At 57.2% G+C, this 21,198-nt stretch carries 20 protein-coding genes; 9 read left to right on the top strand and 11 right to left on the bottom strand.

Features of this window, described 5'->3' with window-relative positions; all coding sequences use genetic code 11:
- Positions 1 to 4: 4 nt before the first annotated feature.
- Together mutS and fdxA are read left to right on the top strand one after the other, a co-directional pair.
- Entirely contained in the window at positions 5 to 2,677 is a 2,673-nt protein-coding gene (gene mutS, locus HUW35_RS13510) for a DNA mismatch repair protein MutS (RefSeq protein ID WP_181252799.1), read from the top strand.
- A gap of 139 nt (positions 2,678 to 2,816) precedes the next feature.
- Complete coding sequence (gene fdxA / locus HUW35_RS13505; protein WP_161858105.1) at positions 2,817 to 3,140, top strand: ferredoxin FdxA; 324 nt, start codon at positions 2,817 to 2,819, stop codon at positions 3,138 to 3,140.
- A gap of 61 nt (positions 3,141 to 3,201) precedes the next feature.
- Here the strand turns inward: fdxA and HUW35_RS13500 are convergent, their stop codons facing one another.
- Positions 3,202 to 5,184: a hypothetical protein gene (locus HUW35_RS13500; protein ID WP_181252798.1), complete on the bottom strand. Its 1,983-nt coding sequence runs from the start codon at positions 5,182 to 5,184 to the stop codon at positions 3,202 to 3,204.
- Positions 5,185 to 5,227: 43 nt separating this feature from the next.
- On the opposite strand from HUW35_RS13500, the gene HUW35_RS13495 reads away from it, so the two are divergent.
- The gene (locus tag HUW35_RS13495; protein ID WP_181252797.1) at positions 5,228 to 5,560 is read left to right on the top strand and encodes a hypothetical protein; all 333 of its coding nucleotides are present in this window, start codon (positions 5,228 to 5,230) and stop codon (positions 5,558 to 5,560) included.
- A 192-nt stretch (positions 5,561 to 5,752) separates the two neighbouring features.
- Here the strand turns inward: HUW35_RS13495 and HUW35_RS13490 are convergent, their stop codons facing one another.
- Positions 5,753 to 6,277: a carboxymuconolactone decarboxylase family protein gene (locus tag HUW35_RS13490; RefSeq protein ID WP_181252796.1), complete on the bottom strand. Its 525-nt coding sequence runs from the start codon at positions 6,275 to 6,277 to the stop codon at positions 5,753 to 5,755.
- An 84-nt stretch (positions 6,278 to 6,361) separates the two neighbouring features.
- On the opposite strand from HUW35_RS13490, the gene dinB reads away from it, so the two are divergent.
- The 4 genes from dinB to HUW35_RS13470 all read left to right on the top strand — a co-directional run bounded on the left by dinB (position 6,362) and on the right by HUW35_RS13470 (position 9,324).
- A complete protein-coding gene (gene dinB / locus HUW35_RS13485) occupies positions 6,362 to 7,444 on the top strand; it encodes a DNA polymerase IV (RefSeq protein ID WP_181252795.1) in 1,083 nt (360 codons plus the stop codon).
- Between the two features lie 180 nt (positions 7,445 to 7,624).
- Positions 7,625 to 7,963 (top strand): DUF6116 family protein, encoded by a 339-nt coding sequence (locus HUW35_RS18745; RefSeq protein ID WP_255463298.1) that lies wholly within the window; start codon positions 7,625 to 7,627, stop codon positions 7,961 to 7,963.
- Between the two features lie 126 nt (positions 7,964 to 8,089).
- Entirely contained in the window at positions 8,090 to 8,860 is a 771-nt protein-coding gene (locus tag HUW35_RS13475; RefSeq protein ID WP_181252794.1) for an RNA polymerase sigma factor, read from the top strand.
- Positions 8,861 to 8,862: 2 nt separating this feature from the next.
- The gene (locus HUW35_RS13470) at positions 8,863 to 9,324 is read left to right on the top strand and encodes a hypothetical protein (RefSeq protein WP_181252793.1); all 462 of its coding nucleotides are present in this window, start codon (positions 8,863 to 8,865) and stop codon (positions 9,322 to 9,324) included.
- Between the two features lie 112 nt (positions 9,325 to 9,436).
- Here HUW35_RS13470 and HUW35_RS13465 read toward each other — a convergent pair whose 3' ends face one another.
- The 9 genes from HUW35_RS13465 to HUW35_RS13425 form a co-directional block, all read right to left on the bottom strand.
- Positions 9,437 to 10,420, bottom strand: a complete 984-nt coding sequence (locus HUW35_RS13465) for an NADPH:quinone oxidoreductase family protein (RefSeq protein WP_181252792.1) — start codon at positions 10,418 to 10,420, stop codon at positions 9,437 to 9,439.
- A gap of 54 nt (positions 10,421 to 10,474) precedes the next feature.
- The gene (locus HUW35_RS13460) at positions 10,475 to 11,656 is read right to left on the bottom strand and encodes an acetyl-CoA C-acyltransferase (protein ID WP_181252790.1); all 1,182 of its coding nucleotides are present in this window, start codon (positions 11,654 to 11,656) and stop codon (positions 10,475 to 10,477) included.
- Positions 11,657 to 11,683: 27 nt separating this feature from the next.
- The gene (locus HUW35_RS13455) at positions 11,684 to 12,610 is read right to left on the bottom strand and encodes an SDR family NAD(P)-dependent oxidoreductase (protein ID WP_181252789.1); all 927 of its coding nucleotides are present in this window, start codon (positions 12,608 to 12,610) and stop codon (positions 11,684 to 11,686) included.
- A 52-nt stretch (positions 12,611 to 12,662) separates the two neighbouring features.
- Positions 12,663 to 13,121 (bottom strand): MaoC family dehydratase, encoded by a 459-nt coding sequence (locus HUW35_RS13450; protein ID WP_181252787.1) that lies wholly within the window; start codon positions 13,119 to 13,121, stop codon positions 12,663 to 12,665.
- Positions 13,122 to 13,147: 26 nt separating this feature from the next.
- Positions 13,148 to 13,942, bottom strand: a complete 795-nt coding sequence (locus tag HUW35_RS13445) for an SDR family NAD(P)-dependent oxidoreductase (RefSeq protein WP_181252786.1) — start codon at positions 13,940 to 13,942, stop codon at positions 13,148 to 13,150.
- A gap of 2 nt (positions 13,943 to 13,944) precedes the next feature.
- The gene (locus HUW35_RS13440) at positions 13,945 to 14,721 is read right to left on the bottom strand and encodes an SDR family oxidoreductase (RefSeq protein ID WP_181252785.1); all 777 of its coding nucleotides are present in this window, start codon (positions 14,719 to 14,721) and stop codon (positions 13,945 to 13,947) included.
- Positions 14,722 to 14,761: 40 nt separating this feature from the next.
- Positions 14,762 to 15,829 carry a phosphotransferase gene (locus HUW35_RS13435; RefSeq protein ID WP_181252784.1) on the bottom strand — a complete coding sequence of 356 codons (1,068 nt, stop codon included), beginning with the start codon at positions 15,827 to 15,829 and terminating at the stop codon, positions 14,762 to 14,764.
- Positions 15,830 to 17,044 carry an acyl-CoA dehydrogenase family protein gene (locus tag HUW35_RS13430; protein WP_181252783.1) on the bottom strand — a complete coding sequence of 405 codons (1,215 nt, stop codon included), beginning with the start codon at positions 17,042 to 17,044 and terminating at the stop codon, positions 15,830 to 15,832. It abuts the gene before it with no gap.
- A gap of 69 nt (positions 17,045 to 17,113) precedes the next feature.
- On the bottom strand, positions 17,114 to 17,785 hold the full coding sequence (locus HUW35_RS13425) for a histidine phosphatase family protein (protein ID WP_181252781.1): 672 nt from the start codon (positions 17,783 to 17,785) through the stop codon (positions 17,114 to 17,116).
- A gap of 223 nt (positions 17,786 to 18,008) precedes the next feature.
- Here HUW35_RS13425 and HUW35_RS13420 point away from each other — a divergent pair, with 223 nt between their 5' ends.
- Positions 18,009 to 18,905, top strand: a complete 897-nt coding sequence (locus HUW35_RS13420) for a LysR family transcriptional regulator (RefSeq protein WP_181252780.1) — start codon at positions 18,009 to 18,011, stop codon at positions 18,903 to 18,905.
- A gap of 180 nt (positions 18,906 to 19,085) precedes the next feature.
- Positions 19,086 to 21,116 (top strand): NADPH-dependent 2,4-dienoyl-CoA reductase, encoded by a 2,031-nt coding sequence (locus tag HUW35_RS13415; protein ID WP_181252779.1) that lies wholly within the window; start codon positions 19,086 to 19,088, stop codon positions 21,114 to 21,116.
- Positions 21,117 to 21,198: the final 82 nt, after the last annotated feature.

The raw sequence follows: 21,198 nt of genomic DNA, 5'->3' as shown, positions 1-21,198 counted from the left end.
ATTCATGCCCGCAACCGCAGCTAAAACCGCCAAGCCCGAACACACGCCGATGATGCAGCAATATTTGCGTATCAAGGCGGAACACCCCCAGGAGCTGGTGTTCTATCGCATGGGAGACTTCTACGAGTTGTTCTATGACGATGCGAAGCGCGCGGCGGAGCTGCTGGATGTGACCCTGACCGCCCGCGGCAAATCCGGTGGGCAACCGATTCCCATGGCCGGCATTCCTTACCATGCGGCCGAGGGCTATCTGGCCCGGTTGATCAAGGCCGGCGTCTCCGTGGCCATTGCCGAACAGATTGGCGATCCCGCCACCAGCAAGGGGCCGGTGGAGCGCAAGGTGGTGCGCATCGTCACTCCCGGCACCGTCACAGACGAGGCCCTGCTCAACGAACGCCGGGACAACCTGCTGGCGGCCAGCGTGCTGGTGGGCGACCACTTCGGCCTCGCCCTGCTGGATGTGGGCACCGGGTATTTCGCGGTGCAGGAAGTGGAAACCCTGGAAGCACTGACAGAGCAGATCCAGCGCTTCAGCCCTACCGAGCTGCTGGTCTCGGAAGATCTCAGCCTGCCCGCTGAAATCGAGCGCCGCGCAGGCCTGCGTCGCCGCGCGCCCTGGGAGTTCGACCTTGAAAGCGCCCTGCGCCTGTTAAATCGCCAGTTTGGCACCCTGGACCTGGAGGCATTCGGTTGCAGCCACATGCACGCGGCCCTGTCTGCGGCCGGTTGCCTGCTGCAGTATGCCCGCGACACCCAGCGCACAGACCTGCCCCATATCCGCACCCTGCGCACGGAACGCAGTGAAGATACCGTGGCCCTGGACCCCGCCAGCCGCCGCAATCTGGAGATCGATACCAACCTGAATGGTGGCGACGACAACACGCTGCTGTCAGTTTTCGATGCCTGTAAAACCGCTATGGGCAGCCGACTGCTGCGCCGCTGGCTGAACAATCCCCTGCGCAACCTGAATACGCTGCAGCAACGCCAGCAGGCGATTGCCGCGCTGATTGGTGACTACCGCTTTGAACCCTTGCGTGAAGCGCTCAAGCCGATCGGCGATATGGAGCGGATTCTCGGCCGCCTGGCCCTGCGCTCCGCGCGCCCGCGAGACCTTTCGCGGCTGGGGATGTCCCTGGCCCAGTTCCCGGAACTGCAGCGCCAGCTCAGCGAAACCAATGCAGCCCTGCTCGGCCAATTGAGCAATGAGATGGGCCAATGGCCCGAAACCGTGGAGCTGCTCCAGCGCGCACTGGTCGAAAACCCGCCGGTAGTGATACGCGAGGGCGGCGTGATTGCCGAGGGCTTTGACGAAGAGCTGGATGAGCTACGCGGGATCAGCGAGAACGCCGGGGATTATCTGGTACAGCTGGAAGTACGCGAGAAAGAGCGCACCGGTATCCCTACCCTGAAGGTTGGCTACAACCGGGTGCACGGCTACTTTATCGAAATCAGCCGCGGACAGAGCGACAAGGCACCGGCAGACTATATCCGTCGCCAGACCCTGAAAAACGCCGAGCGCTTTATTACCCCAGAACTGAAAGAGTTTGAAGACAAGGCGCTCTCTGCCAAGAGCCGCGCCCTGGCCCGGGAAAAGTTTCTCTACGAGGAGCTGATCACCACCCTCAACGAGCACCTGGCGGCACTGCAGACAGCCGCCGCCGCGGTATCCCAGCTGGACGTACTGGCGAACATGGCCGAGCGTGCAGACCAGCTGCGCCTGAGCCAGCCTGAACTGTCCGAGCAACCCGGCATTCATGTGGAAGGCGGCCGCCACCCGGTGGTGGAGCAGGTTCTGGACGACCCGTTTGTGGCTAATGACATCGACCTGCACGAATCCCGCCGCATGCTGGTCATTACCGGCCCGAATATGGGTGGTAAATCGACCTACATGCGCCAGACCGCGCTCATTGCCCTGCTCGCCCATTGCGGTAGCTTTGTGCCCGCGGACAGTGCCCGTATCGGTCTGCTGGACCGCATCTTTACCCGTATCGGCAGTGCCGACGACCTGGCCGGCGGCCGCTCCACCTTTATGGTGGAGATGACCGAAACTGCGAATATCCTGCGCAACGCCAGTGAGCACAGCCTGATCCTGATGGATGAGATCGGCCGCGGCACCAGTACCTATGATGGCCTATCTCTGGCCTGGGCCTGCGCCCACTTCCTGGCCGACAAGGTCCGCGCTTTCACCCTCTTCGCCACCCACTATTTCGAGTTGACAGAACTGCCGGAGCAGTGCCCGGACGCCGCTAACATTCACCTGAACGCCACCGAGCACGGCGACTCTATCGTGTTCCTGCACCGTATCCAGGAGGGACCGGCGTCCAAGAGTTACGGCCTGCAGGTGGCCAAGCTGGCGGGTATTCCCCAAGAAGTGCTCGAGGAAGCCAAGGCGCGCCTGGCGGCATTGGAGGCCGGTAACACCACCCGCGATTCCGGCCCTGGACCAAAATCTGTGGCTCAGCCGGAAAACTCCCTAGAATCAGCCAGTGTGCATGCAGTCGCACCGGTGGAGACTACCAGGCCTGCCGCCAAAGCGAAGCCCACAGCGCCGGCCCAGGTTGACCTGTTCGGCAGCGCCCCGCACCCGGCTGTGGAGGCTCTGGAAACACTGGATCCGGACGACATGACACCGCGCCAGGCGCTGGAACAGCTCTACGCCCTGCGCAAATTGTTATAAGTACCCAACCAATTCGACTCAAAAGCCACTACAAATCGCGCCAGACCTTGCTAAAATCCGCTGCTTTCAGAATAGGGCGCGGTCGGCATGCAGAGCTGGCCGGGCAGCGGCAACGCCATAGCATTATCGAGGGACAAGCATGACATTCGTAATTGGGGAAAACTGCATCAAGTGCAAATACACCGACTGTGTGGAAGTTTGCCCGGTAGACTGTTTCTATGAAGGTCCCAACTTCCTGGTGATTCACCCGGACGAGTGCATTGACTGCGCACTGTGCGAGCCAGAGTGCCCCGCCAATGCCATCTTCTCCGAAGATGAGGTACCGGACGATCAGCAGGAATATATCGAGCTGAACGCCGAGCTGTCGGAAGTGTGGCCGAACATTACCGAAAAGAAAGATCCCCTGCCGGATGCCGAGGAGTGGGATGGCAAGACCGGGAAACTGGAGCTGCTGGAGCGCTAACCTCCCAGCAACAAAAAAGGCCACCAATCGGTGGCCTTTTTTTTGTGTACTAAAATGCCGCTTACTTGGAAATTACCACGGCTTCACCTGTTTCAAAATCCAGTTGAATCATCTGATTGAACACCGTGCCCAGCAACTGTCCTTTGGACGTAACCTTCACGTCCAGGACGCTGTGGGTACGGCCGATTTCTGTCTGGCACGTGGGCGACTGCAGATTGTACTTCCCTACCCTATCTCCCGAAATCCAAAGATACTGCCCACCGGGGTCCATCGTCACGTTTTGAACCGAGCCAATATTCGGGTCCAGAATATCATTGACTGAAGACTCGAGGCACGCATCCAGCAGAGCAACCAGTTCTCCGGTTTCCAGGTCATATTGATGCAGGCCATCAATTGCCTGCGATACGATATAGGCACTATTGGTCGCGGTATCAACAACCAGATCCACGGGAACATCGAGTTCCTCGTCGGACTCGATCAGAACACTATATGTACCTGTAGCAAGGTCGACCGCCGCCACACCATTAAGTGCGGTATCTGTCAGCAGTAACCTGCCATTATCAATATCGAGGTCCCCCCCGGTAAACGCGAAACCGGCTGCGCCGCACTCATCACCGGTTAATACTGCAAAACTGCCATCGGCCAAGCTGACGGAGTAAACGACACCGTCGAATACTGCATAGGCCTGATTGGCCTCTGGATGCAAAACAACCTCCTGTGCTATCTGATGGCAGACATCACCAAAGTCCGCCAGGATAGAGCGATTGCCTGTCGTCAGGTCCACTTCTATCAAGTAGGAAGACGCGTTGCCCCCATCGTCCAGAATGTAGGCTTTTGCATTGACTTCATCCAGCGCCAGGGACCTGAGCGCCAACATGCGCTTGCCTGTGCCCACTCCGTTACCCGCAAACTCAGAGCGCTCACCCGTTTCGGTATCGATCGCCAATACATAATCGAAGCCATCGTCGCCAATAAGCAGTCGGTTATTGGCCTCATCCAGGCGCACGGAACGAATCTGATCTACCTGAAAAAAGCTCTGCTCACTCTCCAGAGAAATCACTTCCGAGCTCTGCTCTGCAACATCGGTTTTGGCAATGCCGTCAAAACCGGCGGTAAATAACAAGCTCCCATCGGCATTCACATCGAGGTTAGCCAGAATCAAGTCTGGTAGCAGAGATACGGGCGTTAGGGATTCGCCGGCATAGTCGATCAAGTAAGCAGCATCTACGCTGCCAAACTCATCATTGAAAACAACGATCCCTTCATCCGCCAGGGTAAACGTATCCGTGGTAACTTTGTCGCCATTGTTTACTTTCCCATCAACCAAAGTGACCAATTCACCGGCGGAAAAGTCGTAGCGGAAAATTACTGGCTTATTGAGCGCGTAATCCACGCTGGAGAAAAACTTGGTCAGTATATAGGCCGACGCACCATCTTCGGATACCTCGAGTTTGAGCACATTTGCAAACGACCATTCTTCCGGGTCCAGCGCTAACTGCTCGGTGAGAAGGACTTGATCTTCTCCACTTTCCAGATCGATCTGGGTCAGGCGAAACCAATCCTCAACCAGGGTCGCACAGACTGCCTTTTCCTGATCCGGGCGATACCCCAATCCCGAGCAAAACTTTGGCTCCGCCAATTCGACACTGGAGTAGCTCTCGTCGTCCAGACCGTAAGTGAGCAAAGACTTGTTGTTTGCCTGCCCGATAAGTCGCCGATGAACCTCATCGACGACGAAAGACGTCGGGACCTTTTTCTGAATAATCTGGGCAGTTTCCGCTTCAGAATCCAGGTTGCCCTGATCATCCTCGGTCTCAACAACCAGTTCGGTAGACTCTCCGTCCTGCGCGGGAACCGAAACTTCCCAGGTCACATCGGTGCCAGAGCCGTCGCTTTCGCTACCGGTTCCGGAGAATGCCGGCAGCGGTGCCATATTCGGGCTCTTTGGCGAAGGAGCGGTCGAAGAGACCACGGTTAGCTCAGCATCAATGCCATTGACCCGAACCGCCCTAATGCCATTCTCATCTGAAGCTACCCCCTTCACCAGGAGGGTCTTTTGGTCACTGCGAGAAATTTTCCAGGGGAAAATGATTTCAGCCTGTGGAGGTGCCGAATCGGTACCGCCGGACGAGCCGCTGCTGGAAGAACTGCTACCCGACGAGCTACTTCCCGAAGAGCTGCTGGCCCCTCCTGAGGAACTGCTGCTCGACGAGCTACTGCTTGAGGAGCCACTGGAGCTTCCCGAAGAACTGCTGCTGGAAGAGCTACTGGAAGCTCCACCACCGGAGTCCGAAGACCCACCCCCGCCGCCACAAGCAGCCAAAACAAATCCTGACAACAGAATTGCACCAAGCTTTGCCAGATCCATATACCCCCCAGAAATCGAATCTTGTTTTATTAGATCGGAAGATTATGGATAGGCTTCCTCCCCTTGACAACGAGGAAAAGGCACAGATTGTCAATTATGGGAAATAATTCCCGGACGGCGTCCCGCTAAAAAAACACAGCCTATGTGACCCGGGATTCCAGCATAAAACGGTCAATAAACAACCACACTGAAAGGCCATTTTAAAAGGCCTGGTTAAATCGGATAGCGTGGCAAAGTATCAAACTTAATCTGAAGGAACGGAGAGAAATGCGGCCGTGCGGCTTACCTCCGAGGCCAACCCCGCCACCGCCAGCGCTTCGATGATTTCGGCATCGCTGGCCCCCGTTTTTCTTGCCGTGTCGATCACTTCGCCTGCATGATCGTGCGGGCGGTTGTTCGCGTGTCGCGCCACCTCAAGTAGCGCGTGATTTTTGGGGTCATAGTGCGCGTGATCCGGGTCGGTGCGAATTTTCAATACCTCTCGCGGATCCACCCCCAGCTTCTCCAGCGCCGCGCTGTGCAGAGCAATCCCGTAATCACTGTGTTCATCCGCTGCCACCATCAACGCGATTCCCTCCTTCAACCTCGGCGACAGGGCACCGGTCAGCATTACATGCTGATATCTCTCCCACAGTATCCTCAGTAGCGTCGGATTGTTGGCGCAGGCCCGGAATATCGCCGGCACCATTCCCAGCGTGGTTCGAATATCATCCAGCACCGCGTGAACCCGTTCCTCCACGGGCGTTTCCACTAAAGGCATATGACTCATGGTGCACCTCCATTGATAGCGCGACCTTTACAAGTTCATCGAATAGAGCGTGGCCTGGGGGCAGATACTGTATATAATCACAGCATGCGGAAAATCATCCATTGCGACTGCGACTGTTTCTACGCCTCGGTAGAAATGCGGGACGACCCCAACCTGCGGGGTCGTCCTGTCGCCGTGGGTGGCGCCAGCGACCGCCGAGGAGTGATTTCTACCTGTAACTACGAGGCGCGCAGCTTTGGTGTGCGCTCAGCGATGCCGACCTCCCAAGCGAAAAAGCTCTGTCCTGACCTGATTGTAGTGCCGGGTAACATGAAAAAATATCGGGAAGTCAGCGCGCAAATTCGGGAAATATTTCTTACCTATACCGACTTAATAGAACCACTTTCCCTGGATGAGGCTTTTCTGGATGTCAGCAACAGCGCGCATTGCAATGGCAGTGCAACCCTGATCGCCCGCGAGATCCGCGCCCGTGTCCAGCAGGAACTGGGAATTACTATCTCCGCGGGTGTCGCCCCCAATAAATTCCTCGCCAAAATCGCCAGCGACTGGCAAAAACCCGATGGACTGACGGTCATTCACCCGGATGCGGTGGAAGACTTTGTCCTGCGCCTACCGGTAAAAAAGATTCACGGCGTCGGCCGCGTCACCGCAGAAAAGATGCACCGCCAGGGGATCCACAACTGCAGTGATCTGAGGCGATTTAGCCTGGTGGAACTGGTGCAGAAATACGGCAAGTTTGGCAATCGTTTGTATCAGCTCTGCCGCGGTGTGGACGACAGGGCGGTGAGCGGCGATGGTTCGCGCAAGAGTGTCAGCGTGGAACACACTTTTACCGAAGACCTGAAAAGTCTCGATGACTGGCAGGAACAGATGACCCATCTTTTCGGCAGACTTCAGGAGCGGATGGAGAAACTGGGCGACCGCTATGAAATCAGTGCCGCCATCATAAAGGTCAAGTACACCGACTTTGCGCAGTCTACCCAAGAACGCGGCAGTCGGTCGGCGCGCATCAGTGAATTCAAACAACTGTTGCAACAAAGCTGGGACAAGCGCAACGATCCCATTCGCCTGCTCGGGGTGGGCGTAAAACTCAAGGATTTACGCGCCGAATTGGGGCCCGAGCAATTGCCACTGCCATTCCGGGGGCAACGCCCACCGACCACCTGATACTGCTCACTTGTGAGACTAGTGTTGCGCCCAAGCGGGTTAATCTCTGAGCAGCCATGAGGCATTTCGCGCCAGATAATGCGCAATATTACACCCGGAACCTTTGCGCGTTCTGCTGGTCAGGCGGCCTCGGGCTATACTCCCATCACGGTCTCGAAAGCAGTTCCAGTCACTATCGATATGAAGCGCGTAATCCCGAGTTCCCTGGTGGTCTGGTTTCTGAACTATGCCCGCAGGCTCAAGCACCCACAATTGTTCAAGTGGATCTGCGCGCTGTTCCTGATTGACCTGATCATTCCCGACCTGGTCCCGTTTGTTGACGAAATCCTGTTGGGCCTGGCCACACTGTTCCTGGCCTCGTGGAAGAAACGCGGTAACGCGCCAGAAACTGCAGAGGAAAGGACAGCGGAAACACAAAGTAGCGAAATTAGAAGGGAAAAAGTCGTAACCGGTCACGCAGAAAAAATGGATGACCCAGAGAACAAATCGACTCCCAAAGACGGACACGGTAAACACTGAGCAAAAAGGAAGTTCGCACCTTGTCGGTAAAGGCGGGGCGAAATAACGTTAACAGATAATTTACTCGTTTAACGAAGTACTCCAGGCATGGAAGCGCCCAGGAGATGTACAACCGGGTAAGTGACTATGGGAAATAAAGCCAAGGAGGCCAATCCCATGTTTGCGGAAAAGTTGTGCATTCTCAGTGACGAGGAACTGGCTAGCCGTTATCGCGACACTCGCGATCACAGAGTATTCCAGGAAATCTATCTTCGCTACAAAGACGAGCTGTTTCGCTACTGCGCACAGATGGTACCCCATCGCTGCACACAGCTGATGGAAGCATTCTGGAGCGCTTTCCTGGATACCCCGCCTGAGCTGCAGCGGAGACGCCTGAAAAATTGGCTGTATATCCGTCTGAACCGCTTGCTACGTGCTCCCGGTACATCTACCCCGGATGCAGATACCCCCGGAGATACATCCGCCTGCGCTCAGGTTGATGCACTAAACAGCGCACTGAAATGCTCCGAGATACTCCAGGCTATTCAACAGCTTCCCATAGCGCAGCGCAATATTTTCCTGTTGTTCACCGAATGCGGCCTCTCACTGGCTACGGTGGCAGATATCGAGAGAATCCCCCTCGCCCGCTGCAGGGCGATTCTGGAGCAAAGTCGCAACAGCATCGAACGCGCACTTAATGGCAGCGCCCGTAAGCCCTGGAAATCTGCAGTCACCCTGGCTAAAGAAGCTGAGGCCCGCGCAGCCGAAGAGAACGCCAACAACAAGGCCACGGAGGAGCTGGCCGGCAGGACGCAAGTCAGTCCTCGCAAACCCCGCGTCGCACTCCCCTGGGGGAAAACACCACAAGTTGCAGCAGCCTCCCCCGCTACTGCTGATCGTTCTGTAGAGGTAGCTTGAACATGAATAGTAATCAGTGGGAATCGTCCTATCGGCGGGCCGCGGACCAGCTCCACTCGCCACGCACCATGGACGAAAAATTGCTCGCCAATGCCCGCGCCATAAAACCGGTAAGAAGGATCAACTCAAGCAATAGCCGGCTGCTCTCCAAAGCCGCATCAGGCTTCAGCGCGATCGCAATTGCCATCGCCCTTTTACACCCGGCCCAGTATCTTGGCGCTACACCCGGGCAGATCGCCCCCCAGGGCAACAACCGGGAACAAGGGCTGGAGCGCTACCGCCCCAAGCCCGGCAGTTTACGAGCTACAGCCGATGGCTGGCATAAACTGCGTGCCGAAGTAGAAGCCGGCAGTTATATCCAGCTGTGCGCCCAATGGCGACGACAACAACGATCGCCAGCAGAGGAGAAGCTACCGGCCGACCTGCAGGCGAAAGCGAGACAGCATTGCCGGCTCCTTCCCTGAGCATCCAATATAAACCAACGCAGTATTAAAAAAGGGAGTAGCGCTTACCGCGCTACTCCCTTTTCAGTTCCAGAGGTTTAGGCCCGGCTCAATTCGGAACCTGAACGCGACGCTAGCGCTTGTTCATGGTCAAAACAACCTTACCCCTCGCTCTGCGTTCGCCGATCGCCGAAAATGCCTCGGAGAAATCATCCAGATCATATACCTCTGTGGTCAAAGGCTGCAGGCGTCCTTCCCGTACAAACCCCAGCAACTCGCTGAAATTCTGCATATTGCCCTTGGGATCACGCGCGGCCCAACCACCCCAGTATATACCGAGAATATCCCCGGCTTTCAGGAGAGGAAGATTCAGGGGAAGATTCGGAATATCCCCGGCAGCAAAACCAATCACCAGATAGCGCCCGCCCCAGGCAATGGAGCGGTAGGCCTGCTCGGTAAATTCGCCCCCCACTGGATCGTAAATGACATCTGCGCCCTTGCCATCGGTCAGTTCGCGGATTCGATCCTTGAGGTTTTCCCGGTTGTAGTTGATGGTTTCATCCGCTCCCAGGTCGCGACAAAAAGCGAGCTTTTCATCCGTGGATGCACAGGCGATCACCCGCGCGCCCATCAGTTTGCCGAGCTGGATTGCTGTAACCCCTACGCCCCCCGCAGCCCCCAGCACTACCAGGGTTTCCCCGGGCTGCAAGCGTGCACGCTGCTTGAACGCGTAGTAAGAAGTGGCATAGGTGATACAGAAACCTGCCGCCTGTGGAAAATCCAGCTCCGCAGGCATCGGCATCAGCAGCTTGTGATCCACATTGACCGATTCTGCAAAGGCGGCGAGACCGGGCATGGCGATGACTCTATCACCCACCTTGAACCCTTTCACGGCATCACCAACCTCGCGAATGATACCGGCGCACTCTCCCCCGGCAACAAAGGGCAACTCAGGCTTAACCTGATACTTACCCTGAACCATCAGGCCGTCCGGAAAGTTCACCCCGGCAGCGTGTACCTCAAGCTGAACCTCGTGGGGTTGCGGGGAATCCAAAGGCCATTCGCGGACTTTGAGATTATCTATCGGGCCAAAGGCCTCGCATACCAGTGCTCGCATGGTTGCTCCTTTCACTGAGCGCTAGATTTCAGATGCTAGTTTGAAGTGCGGATATCAAACCACTTCGAACAGTCCCGCAGCACCCATACCACCACCGACGCACATAGTAACAACCACATACTTGACGCCTCGGCGCTTGCCTTCTAGCAGTGCATGGCCAACCATACGCGCACCACTCATACCGTACGGGTGGCCAATGGAAATTGCCCCGCCGTTAACGTTCAGCTTCTCATTGTCGATCCCGAGCTTGTCGCGACAGTAAAGTACCTGTACCGCGAAGGCTTCATTCAGTTCCCACAGACCGATGTCATCAACCGACAAGCCGGTACGTTGTAACAGCTTGGGAATCGCGAAAACCGGACCAATACCCATTTCGTCAGGCTCGCAGCCGGCGACCGCCATGCCCCGGTAAATACCCAGCGGATTCAGGTTGCGCTGTTCGGCGAGCTTGCCGTCCATCAGCACCATGGCCGCCGCGCCGTCGGAGAGCTGCGATGCATTGCCCGCAGTGATTACACCGCTTTCGCGAACCGGGTTCAGGCTGCGCAGGCCGTCGATGGTCGTGGACGGCCGATTACCTTCATCCATGCTCAGGGTCACTTCCTGTTCGGACTGCTCACCCGTTTCCTTGTTCACCACAATCTTGTTGCAGGTGACCGGGACGATTTCATCGGCGAACAGGCCCGCCTGCTGCGCGGCCGCAGTGCGCATCTGGGACTGCAGGGAATACTCATCCTGCAGATCGCGGCTGATGCCGTAGCGCTTGGCAACCACTTCTGCGGTATCGATCATCGGCAGGTAGATATCGGGATGCATCGAGAGCAGCGCGGGATCCGCCACCCGGAAGCTGTTCATCTGCTGATTCTGAACCAGGGAAATGGATTCCATACCACCAGCAAGGGTTACCGGTACGCCATCCTGGGTGATCTGCTTGGCCGCGGTTGCGATGGCCATCAGGCCCGAGGAACACTGACGATCAATGGTCATACCGGCCACGGTCGTCGGCAGACCCGCACGCAGTGCAATCTGGCGCGCGACATTAGTGCCGGTAGTCCCCTGCTGCAGGGCTACACCAAATACACAATCGTCAATCTCAGCGGCATCGACACCGGCCCGCTCAACCGCGGCACTCACCGCATGTGCAGCCAGGCTCGGCCCTTCAATATTGTTGAACGCACCGCGGTAGGCTTTACCGATGGGCGTACGGGCGGTGGATACTATCACTGCTTCTTTCATGGGAATTCTCCTGAATGTTTGTCGCGATCAGCCTTCGAGCTTGACGCCCGTGCCCTGTGCCGCTTTCTGAATAAACTTGACGGTCTGATTGAGGCCACCAACAAGTTCCTGCTGGCCGCGTTCATCGGCGATTGCGTCCAGGTTTGCTAGCACATTCTCCGCAGTCTGCTGCTCCGGAGGCAGGTAGATCCCTTCGGTCTCGAGAATACGTGCCTTGGCGTAGGCGCCGGCGCCCGCACAGAGGATGAATCGATTCGGGGCATCGTCCGCTACCAGCGCAATCAGGCCGGCGGTGACAGATTCCGGGGTCAGCAACTCCAGCGCCTTTGGATCGGGGATAATGTCTTCGGTCATGCGGGTAGCCGCGGTCGGGGACAGGCAGTTGACCTTGATGCCGTACTTTTCCCCCTCGAGACACAGGGTATTCATCAGGCCGACCACACCGGTTTTCGCCGCGCCGTAGTTGGACTGGCCGAAGTTACCGTAGAGCCCGGAAGAGGAGGTGGTCATCACGATGCGTCCATACTGCTGCTCGCGCATGATTTCCCAGACCGCCTTGGTGCAATTGACCGATCCCATCAGGTGGACATTGACTACCAAATTGAAGTCATCCATCGGCGCCTTTGCAAAAGACTTGTCCCGCAGGATGCCCGCATTGTTGACCAGGATGTCTACGCGGCCCCAGCGCTCCGCCGCTTCCTTGACCATGTCCTGAACCTGCTGGTAATCGGTCACATTGGCACCGTTGGCGATCGCCTCACCACCTGCGGCTTCAATCTCCGCCACCACGGATTCTGCCGCGGTCAGCGAGCCGCCGGAGCCATCGCGGGCGCCGCCAAGGTCATTGACAACTACTTTTGCCCCGCGTCGCGCCAGCTCGAGCGCATGGGACCTGCCGAGGCCATTGCCAGCTCCGGTGACGATGGCCACCTTACCTTCGAATGAAATAGACATGGTTCTCTCCGTTAACACTTTTATCGAATATCGTTTTTCAGGTTATTGTTTCTCAAATAAATTGCATCACCAGCCACTCGGCGATCAATGCAGGCTTTTGCTCGCCCTCGATTTCAACGGTCACTTCCATCTTGATTTGAAATTGACCCGGTTTTTTTTCAATGATGTCGAGTACTTTGGCACGCGCCCGTACGCGCTGATCCACCTTCACGGGATTGATAAACCGGACCTTATCCAGGCCGTAGTTCACACCCATTTTCACGCCATCCAGAGCCACATGGAGTTGCTCGGCAAAGTAAGAGAGAAGGGAAAGTGACAGGAAGCCGTGGGCGATGGTGGTACCAAATGGGGATTTCGCAGCTGCTTCCGGGTCTACGTGAATAAACTGATGATCCAGTGTGCAATCGGCGAATTTATTGATCCGATCCTGATCAATCTGGAACCACTCGGTGGCATCCGTCTCCATACCAATCGCGCTGGCAAAATCCTGCGGTTTTATGATTATCGACATTGATCTCTCTCCCTATCATTTTTTAATTAGAATGCGGAAACACCGCCATCCACAGCCAGGGACTGGCCGGTTACATAGCTCAGTGCCGGCGAACAAAGCATCACCATCGCACTCACTACTTCCTCCGGCTTACCCAGACGTTTCATCGGGCTACCCGCTGCAAAAACAGAGTGCAACTGTTCCACGGTGGCGCCATCGGGTGCCTGCATGTCAGTTACCATCGGGGTCAGGGTGTAGAAGGGACACACCGCGTTTACACGCACATTGTGGCGTGCATATTCCACAGCAGCCGTGCGGGTCAGACCAATGACGGAATGCTTGGCACCGGAATATGAAGAGGCCTTGGGTGCGCCACCGAGTCCGGCCATGGAACTCACATTGAGAATGATGCCACCTCCCTGACTGCGCATCAGTTTCAGCTGATGCTTCATACCGAAGAACACGCCTTTCACATTCACTCGGTGCTGCAGGTCGAGCGTTTCTTCCTCTACGTCTTCAAAGTATTGTATGGGCGGCGCGATACCCGCATTGTTTACCGCGATATCCAGACGGCCGAAATTTTCTCGGGCCAGCGCCACCATCGAGGCGCAATCCGCCTCCGAGGACACATCACAGGCCACCGCCTGTACGGCGACCCCCTGAGACGACAATTTTTCCACTACGGAATTCAGGCCCACTTCATTGATATCGCCCAGCACCAGGCTCGCACCGCGGCGTCCCAACTCTTCTGCGAGCAGCGCGCCAAATCCACTGGCCGCACCGGTAATCAGCGCCACCTTGCCTGTGAAATCGAGCAATGGGTCCAGATTGAATTGCGCCATGATTAGAGCCCCCCGCAAGCGGTGAGTCCGCCGTCCACGACCACGCACTCGCCATTGGTATAACTGCCCGCATCGGACACCAGATACAACACGGTTCCGGCCATCTCTTCCGGTTCCGCATGTCGGTGCATCGGAATATGACTTACGGCGGTGTTGTAGATTTCTTCATGGCTGAACAGTGCACCGGCAAATTTGGTTTTGGTCAGCCCCGGTAGCAGGGCGTTGACGCGGATATTGAACTGCGCACACTCCTTGGCAAACGCCTTGGTCATATTGACCACGGCTGCCTTGGTGATGGAGTAAATTCCCTGTCCGACACCCGGTTGCAGGGCATTGATGGAAGCGGTATTCACGATGCAGCCGCCGCCGTTTTCCCGCATCAGCTTGCCCGCTTCAACAGACATGAAAAAGTAGCCGCGGATGTTGACCGCAACGGTTTTCTCAAAGGCACCAAGATCGGTATCGAGGATATGACCAAAGTACGGATTGGTCGCGGCATTGTTCACCAGAATATCCAGTTTTCCGTACTGATCGCGGATGTGGCTAAATACTTGCGCGATATCGTCCATATTGCCGATATGACACGGCAGCGCTTCCGCCTTGCCACCCGCTTGGTTAATCGCGTCCGCTACCGCCTGACAGCCCTCGATCTTGCGACTGGAAACCAGTACATGCGCGCCCTGCTCTGCCAGCAGCTTGGCAATCGCCTCGCCGATACCGCGGCTGGCGCCGGTCACCAGGGCAATTTTCCCATTCAGGTCAAACAGATTGGTCGCCATAATTTTCTCCCAACAATCGGTGTCATTATTTGAGTAATTGCTAACTTTCGTTTTTGATGACATCCAGCGCCATCATTGCCAGCGGCTCAACCAGTGCGCCAAGCCCCGCCGCATTTTTGCTCGATGCATTACCGTCGTGGGCGCGCTTGGCAACCCCCTGGATAATTGCCGCGAGGCGGAAGAAGCTGAACGCGAGATGGAACGCCCAGTTATCAATCCGCTCGATCCCCATACGCTCACAGTAGCGCGAGACATACTCCTTCTCAGACGGAATTCCCAGGCTTTTGCGATCCACATGCATCAGCCCGGAAATATTTCCGCTGTTGGCGGGCATACGCAGCTGCATACACTGGTAAGCGAGGTCTGCGAACGGGTGGCCGAGTGTCGACAGCTCCCAGTCAAGTACCGCAATGGCGCGAGGCTCGGTGGGGTGGAACATGATGTTGTCCAGTCGGTAATCCCCGTGTACCAGTGACACACGGCCATCATCTTCCGGTAAATGCTCCCCGAGCCATTGGATCAACTGATCCATTGCGGGAATCGGCTGTAGTTCTGACGCGCGGTACTGTCCCTGCCAGCGACCAAACTGTCGCTCGAAATAGTTTCCAGGACGGCCGTAATCAGCAAGCCCGGCTGCTTCGAGATCTACCGAATGCAGCGCTGCCAGCACCCGGTTCATTTCCTCGTAAAATGCACTGCGCTGCGCATTGTCCAGTTCCGGCAGAGCGGCATCCCAGAAAATACGCCCCTCGCAGTACTCCATCAGGTAAAACATGGAGCCGATCACGTCGTGCTCTTCGCACAGGTGGACCACCTTGGGAACTGGCACATCAGAATCAGCCAGTGCTCTCATTACCCGGAATTCCCGGTCCACCGCATGTGCGGATTTGAGCAGTTTGCCGGGCGGCTGGCGGCGCAGCACATAGCTGCCCGCGTCCGTCTCCAGCTTGAATGTGGGATTGGATTGACCACCGGAAAATTTTTCAGCTTTTTTTATCGGACCGGAGAACCCCGGCACCTGCTGAGTCAAATATTCCTGCAAACGTTCGATGTCCAACTGATCTACCGCGGTCTGCTGCGGAGTGGACTTCTGCTCTACTTCCGACATTCAATCCTCCTGCGCGGCATAGGCTGCGGCAAGGTTACGTCCCAGCTGCATCATGTGCACCTGGTCGGGGCCATCCGCCAGGCGGACGCTGCGCGCGTAGGCATATGCCCGCGCCAGATGGAAGTCCTGCCCCACCCCGGCAGCACCGTGAATCTGAATCGCACGATCGATCACGTTACAGGCCATCTGCGGTGCTACGATCTTGATCATGGCAATCAGGTCTCGCGCTGCCTTGTTACCATAGCGATCCATCTGGTCCGCAGCTTTCAGGGTGAGCAGTCGCGCCTGTTCGATTTCACAGGCGGAACGGGCGATATCCTCCCGTACTGAGCCCTGCTTGATCATCGGACGGCCGAACACAACCCGCTCCTCTGCGCGCTTGGACATGGTCTCGAGCGCGCGCTGGGCCTGTCCGATCAGACGCATGCAGTGGTGAATACGGCCCGGGCCGAGACGTCCCTGTGCGATTTCAAAACCGCGCCCCTCGCCGAGGATCAGGTTTTCTTTCGGCACCCGCACATTGTCGAAAATTATCTCCGCGTGTCCTTCCGGTGCATCGTCATAACCAAACACCATCATCGGACGGACAACCTTCACCCCGGGTGTATTCATCGGCACCAGGATCTGTGACTGCTGACGATAGCGGTCTTCACTGTCCGGTGCGGTTTTGCCCATTACAATCATGATTTCACAGCGGTGGTTCATCGCCCCGCTGATATAGAACTTGCGCCCGTTGATAACGTAATCATCACCATCGCGGACAATCTCGGTCTCGATATTGGTCGCGTCACTGGAGGCCACCTTGGGCTCCGTCATCGCGAAGGCGGAGCGGATACTCCCTTCGAGCAACGGCTTCAACCAGCGCTCCTGTTGCTCTGGCGACGCATATTGGGCGAGCACTTCCATATTGCCGGTGTCCGGCGCGCTGCAGTTAAACACCTCCGAAGAAAACAGCACTTTGCCCATTTCCTCTGCCAGAGGCGCATACTCAAGATTCGTCAGGCCCGCGCCAAATTTGGCATCAGGTAAAAACAGGTTCCACAATCCGGCATCTTTCGCCTTGCGCTTGAGGGTTTCCATCACCGGGGGTTCGCCCCAGCGGTCCTGTTCGAGCTGCTCGTAATAGGTCTGTTCTGCGGGAGCAACTTCTTCCGCGATAAAAGTTTTGAGGCGCTGCAGGAGACCCTGCACTTTTTCGGAGTATTCAAAGTTCATGGCTAACTCTTTTCTCTCTGCGTTCGTATCAAGGCTGTTTTCGTTCGCGATCGCTTGGTGATCCACTCATCAGCTATAAGTAATAAACTGACGACGCTCACGGTTATCCAGGTGCGGCACATGGTTGAAGCTATGCAGGTTCAAGCCGCTGCGACCGGCAAAAAAGTGACTGATCGCCGTATTTTTTATCTGCATATTGAGCTGTGTCACACTGTGCGACGGCGCGCCCAATACCTGCCGAACCATCATCGCAATGGCACCGCCGGAGCTGACCACCAGTGTCCTGCCACCGCGGGCACCGGCGGCGAGAACACCGAGCACCTCTTCAATACGCTGCTCGAACTGTTGCCAGCTCTCCGCACCGTCAATCTCCCCTGAGGACCAGGCGTGCATGGCCTGCTTCAAAAACCGGTAATAGTCTGCGCGCTCTGCATTTGCGCCAGGTGCCGATGCGGGATCTTTTTCTCCGTACGCGTGCATAACTTTCTTGAAGTCGAACTCGTTGAGTTGCGGCAGCTCCTCGACGCGGTGCTTGTCCAGGCCGAGCCCCTCACAGATTCCCTGCGCGGTTTCACGATGCCGTTGCAGATCGCCGCTGACAATGTGATCGAACTGCTGTCCGTCCTGCCCCCAGTGTTCGCCGAGCCAGCGCGCCTGCTGCCAGCCGAGCTCGGAAAGCTGGTCGTAGTTGTCACTACCAAATGACGCCTGGCCGTGGCGTACAACGAAGATTTCTGGCACTGCCTCTCTCCCGTGGTTGGCACAGTAAACGATGGAAACGGTGTTTCGAATTACGTCCCGGGTTATTCACTCCACGGGACGACTGGGAGATAAAGCTAGCGATTCCTTTTGGATCATCCAAGTTTATTATGTAAATATTCAATCATTCACCGTGGTGATGACTGTATGGCGCGGGCCGGTTGCTTACGCACGGGACACACATTGGCGGGAGAAAGGCGGGAAAATGGCCGTACAACTGCAGCAAATCGATATGAACCTGTTCCCGGTGCTGGATGCGATCTATGCCACGCGCAACCTCACCCGCGCGGCGGAGCGTCTGCATATCACCCAGCCGGCAGTCAGCAATGCACTGGCGCGGCTGCGCCGGGCGCTGGATGACCAGCTGTTCATTCGCACCCCCAGTGGCATGAGCCCCACGCCGCTGACGGAGAACATCATGCCCCGGGTTCAGCAGGCCCTGGCACTGCTGAGCAGTAGCGTGACGGAGCACCATCAGTTCGAGCCATCCACAGCGCAGAAAACCCTGCGCCTGTCGATGAACGATATGGCGGAAACCCTGGTACTGCCGCAATTGCTCGAACACCTGCAGCAGGTGGCACCCGGGATCACCGTCGAATCCTTCTACGTACCCCGAGACCAGCTGGTCAAGGAGCTCGCAGCCAACAGCCTGGACTTTGCCCTGGATATACCCTTGGTCTCCGCTACACAGTTGAACCAGCAGCGACTGGTGGCGGATCGCTACCAGTGCATGCTCCGCCCGGATCATCCTCTGGCCAGCGAGTCCAGCCTGACCCTGGAGCAGTATCTTTCCCTCGAGCACATCCACGTCTCCAGTCGCCGCAGCGGCCCCGGGTTGGCGGATATCGCACTCAACAAGCTCGGCCGCCGGCGCAAGATCCGCCTGCGGGTGCAGCACTACCGGGTGGCGCCATTGATTGTTCTCAAGACCGATCTGGCACTCACCGTGCCGGCCAGCCTCGTCCGGCAGTACCCTGCCAGCTGTTTCGAACTTCCCTTTCAGATTCCGCAAATGGACTGGCACCTGCTGTGGCACCGCAGCCAGGGCGAAGATGGGGCGAACAAGTGGCTGCGTGAGCAGATCATTTCTCTGTTTGGCTAGACGTCGCACCGGGCGTCGCCTCCCTGGAGGTGTAAGGGGATGCGGCGAGGCCAGAGGATTCGGTCGGATTGGTCACTGTCAACAAATTACCGGGCTTGCTATCCTTGAGCCAAGATATGCAACTTTTTGCATATAAGATTCATTATCAGGCCCGTCGTAGACAGAAAGAGAACACGCACCATGACTCACGCCTATCCCAATCTGCTGGCCCCGCTGGACCTGGGTTTCACAACCCTCAAGAACCGCGTCCTGATGGGCTCCATGCACACCAACCTGGAAGAGCACCCGGGCGGTTTTGAGCGCCTTGCCGCGTTTTATGGTGAACGCGCCCGCGGTGGCGTCGGCCTGATCGTGACCGGTGGCATTGCCCCCAACGAAGAAGGCGGCGTTTTTCAGGGCTCTTCCAAAATGACCACCGCGGAAGAAGCCGCAGAGCACCGCGCCATTACCGATGCGGTACACAGCGAAGGCGGCAAGATCTGTATGCAGATCCTCCACGCCGGACGCTATGCCTATAACCCGGCTCTGGTCGCCCCCTCCGCCATCCAGGCTCCCATCAATCCTTTCACACCGAAGGCGTTGAGCGATGAGGAAGTGGAACAGCAGATAGACGACTACGTACGCTGTGCCACCCTTGCCCGTGAGGCCGGCTACGACGGCGTGGAAGTGATGGGCTCCGAGGGCTACTTCATCAACCAGTTTATCGTTGCGCGCACCAACCACCGCGACGACCGCTGGGGCGGTAGCTTCGAAAACCGCACCCGCCTGCCCCTTGAGATTGTGCGTCGCATCCGCGAGGCCGTAGGCGAGGACTTCATCATCATCTACCGCCTGTCCATGCTGGACCTGGTTGAGGGCGGCAGTGACTTCGACGAAGTGGTAGCCCTGGGACAGGCCATCGAGAAAGCCGGTGCGAATATCATCAACACCGGCATCGGCTGGCATGAGGCGCGGGTGCCCACCATCGCCACCAGCGTACCGCGTGCAGCGTTCAGCGAGATTACCGCCAAGGTCAAACAGCACCTGAGCGTGCCGGTCATCACCAGTAACCGCATCAATATGCCGCAAGTGGGTGAAGAGGTACTCGCCAACGGTCACGCAGACATGGTGTCCATGGCGCGCCCGTTCCTCGCGGATGCAGAGTTTGTAAACAAGGCTGCGGAAAACCGCGCGGACGAGATCAACACTTGTATCGGCTGTAACCAGGCTTGCCTGGATCACACCTTCGAGTTGAAGCTCACTTCGTGTCTGGTAAACCCTCGCGCCTGTCACGAAACAGAGCTCAATTACCTGCCCACCGAGCAGGTTAAGAAAATTGCCGTGGTCGGTGCCGGCCCGGCGGGCCTCGCCGCGGCTACCGTAGCGGCGGAGCGCGGTCATCAGGTCACACTTTTTGAGGCTGACGACAAGGTCGGTGGGCAGTTCAATATCGCCAAGCAGATCCCGGGCAAGGCTGAATTTGAAGAGACCCTGCGTTACTTCAAGCGCAAACTGGAATTGACCGGTGTTGAGGTACGTCTCAACACACGCGCTACCGCTGAGAATCTGGAAGGCTTCGATGAAGTGCTGATCGCCACCGGTATTGCCCCGCGCACCCCGCCAATCGACGGCATCGAGCATCCGAAGGTACTCAGCTATCTTGACGTACTGAAAGCGAAAAAACCGGTGGGCAAGCGCGTGGCGATTATCGGCGCCGGCGGTATCGGCTTCGACGTCGCGGAGTACCTCACCCACAGCGAAGATCACGCCGATGAACTGATCGCCAGCAACAAGGAAGAGTTCTTTGACGAATGGGGCGTGGATATCCACCTTGAACACCGCGCCGGACTCAAACCCCAGTCGCCGGTCACCAGCCCCCGTCAGATTTTCCTGCTGCAGCGCAAAACCTCCAAGGTTGGCGCCGGACTCGGCAAGACCACCGGCTGGATCCACCGCACCAGCCTGAAGCACCGCCAGGTGCAGAATCTTGCGGGCGTCAGCTACGAGAAGATCGACGATCAAGGATTGCATATCCGCGTCGGCGAAGAAGCAAAGCTGCTGGAAGTGGACAACATCGTGGTGTGCGCCGGACAGGAGCCACTGCGGGAACTGCATGAGCAACTGCAGGCACGGGGACAGTCCAGCCACCTGATCGGTGGCGCCCATGAAGCCGCTGAGCTCGATGCCAAGCGGGCAATCGACCAGGGCTCTCGTCTCGCCGCTGAGCTGTAATCCTCACGCGCCAGTGCGGGTGGTCCCAGTGACCACCCGCGCACCGCTGGTTCGCCGTTCCCCGTCGCTCCCGTCAACTATC

Source organism: Microbulbifer sp. YPW1 (assembly GCF_013367775.1).
Lineage (GTDB): Bacteria > Pseudomonadota > Gammaproteobacteria > Pseudomonadales > Cellvibrionaceae > Microbulbifer.
The sequence above is the reverse complement of the archived record's forward strand: the minus strand, read 5'-3'. Positions and strand labels throughout refer to the sequence as shown.

Bases quoted from the DNA above. Each gene is read 5' to 3' on its own strand.
- mutS (WP_181252799.1), top strand. From the start codon at position 5: ATGCCCGCAACCGCAGCTAAAACCGCCAAGCCCGAACACACGCCGATG.
- fdxA (WP_161858105.1), top strand. From the start codon at position 2,817: ATGACATTCGTAATTGGGGAAAACTGCATCAAGTGCAAATACACCGAC.
- HUW35_RS13495 (WP_181252797.1), top strand. From the start codon at position 5,228: ATGATTTCAGCCTGTGGAGGTGCCGAATCGGTACCGCCGGACGAGCCG.
- HUW35_RS13490 (WP_181252796.1), bottom strand. From the start codon at position 6,277: ATGAGTCATATGCCTTTAGTGGAAACGCCCGTGGAGGAACGGGTTCAC.
- dinB (WP_181252795.1), top strand. From the start codon at position 6,362: ATGCGGAAAATCATCCATTGCGACTGCGACTGTTTCTACGCCTCGGTA.
- HUW35_RS18745 (WP_255463298.1), top strand. From the start codon at position 7,625: ATGAAGCGCGTAATCCCGAGTTCCCTGGTGGTCTGGTTTCTGAACTAT.
- HUW35_RS13475 (WP_181252794.1), top strand. From the start codon at position 8,090: ATGGGAAATAAAGCCAAGGAGGCCAATCCCATGTTTGCGGAAAAGTTG.
- HUW35_RS13470 (WP_181252793.1), top strand. From the start codon at position 8,863: ATGAATAGTAATCAGTGGGAATCGTCCTATCGGCGGGCCGCGGACCAG.
- HUW35_RS13465 (WP_181252792.1), bottom strand. From the start codon at position 10,420: ATGCGAGCACTGGTATGCGAGGCCTTTGGCCCGATAGATAATCTCAAA.
- HUW35_RS13460 (WP_181252790.1), bottom strand. From the start codon at position 11,656: ATGAAAGAAGCAGTGATAGTATCCACCGCCCGTACGCCCATCGGTAAA.
- HUW35_RS13455 (WP_181252789.1), bottom strand. From the start codon at position 12,610: ATGTCTATTTCATTCGAAGGTAAGGTGGCCATCGTCACCGGAGCTGGC.
- HUW35_RS13450 (WP_181252787.1), bottom strand. From the start codon at position 13,121: ATGTCGATAATCATAAAACCGCAGGATTTTGCCAGCGCGATTGGTATG.
- HUW35_RS13445 (WP_181252786.1), bottom strand. From the start codon at position 13,942: ATGGCGCAATTCAATCTGGACCCATTGCTCGATTTCACAGGCAAGGTG.
- HUW35_RS13440 (WP_181252785.1), bottom strand. From the start codon at position 14,721: ATGGCGACCAATCTGTTTGACCTGAATGGGAAAATTGCCCTGGTGACC.
- HUW35_RS13435 (WP_181252784.1), bottom strand. From the start codon at position 15,829: ATGTCGGAAGTAGAGCAGAAGTCCACTCCGCAGCAGACCGCGGTAGAT.
- HUW35_RS13430 (WP_181252783.1), bottom strand. From the start codon at position 17,044: ATGAACTTTGAATACTCCGAAAAAGTGCAGGGTCTCCTGCAGCGCCTC.
- HUW35_RS13420 (WP_181252780.1), top strand. From the start codon at position 18,009: ATGGCCGTACAACTGCAGCAAATCGATATGAACCTGTTCCCGGTGCTG.
- HUW35_RS13415 (WP_181252779.1), top strand. From the start codon at position 19,086: ATGACTCACGCCTATCCCAATCTGCTGGCCCCGCTGGACCTGGGTTTC.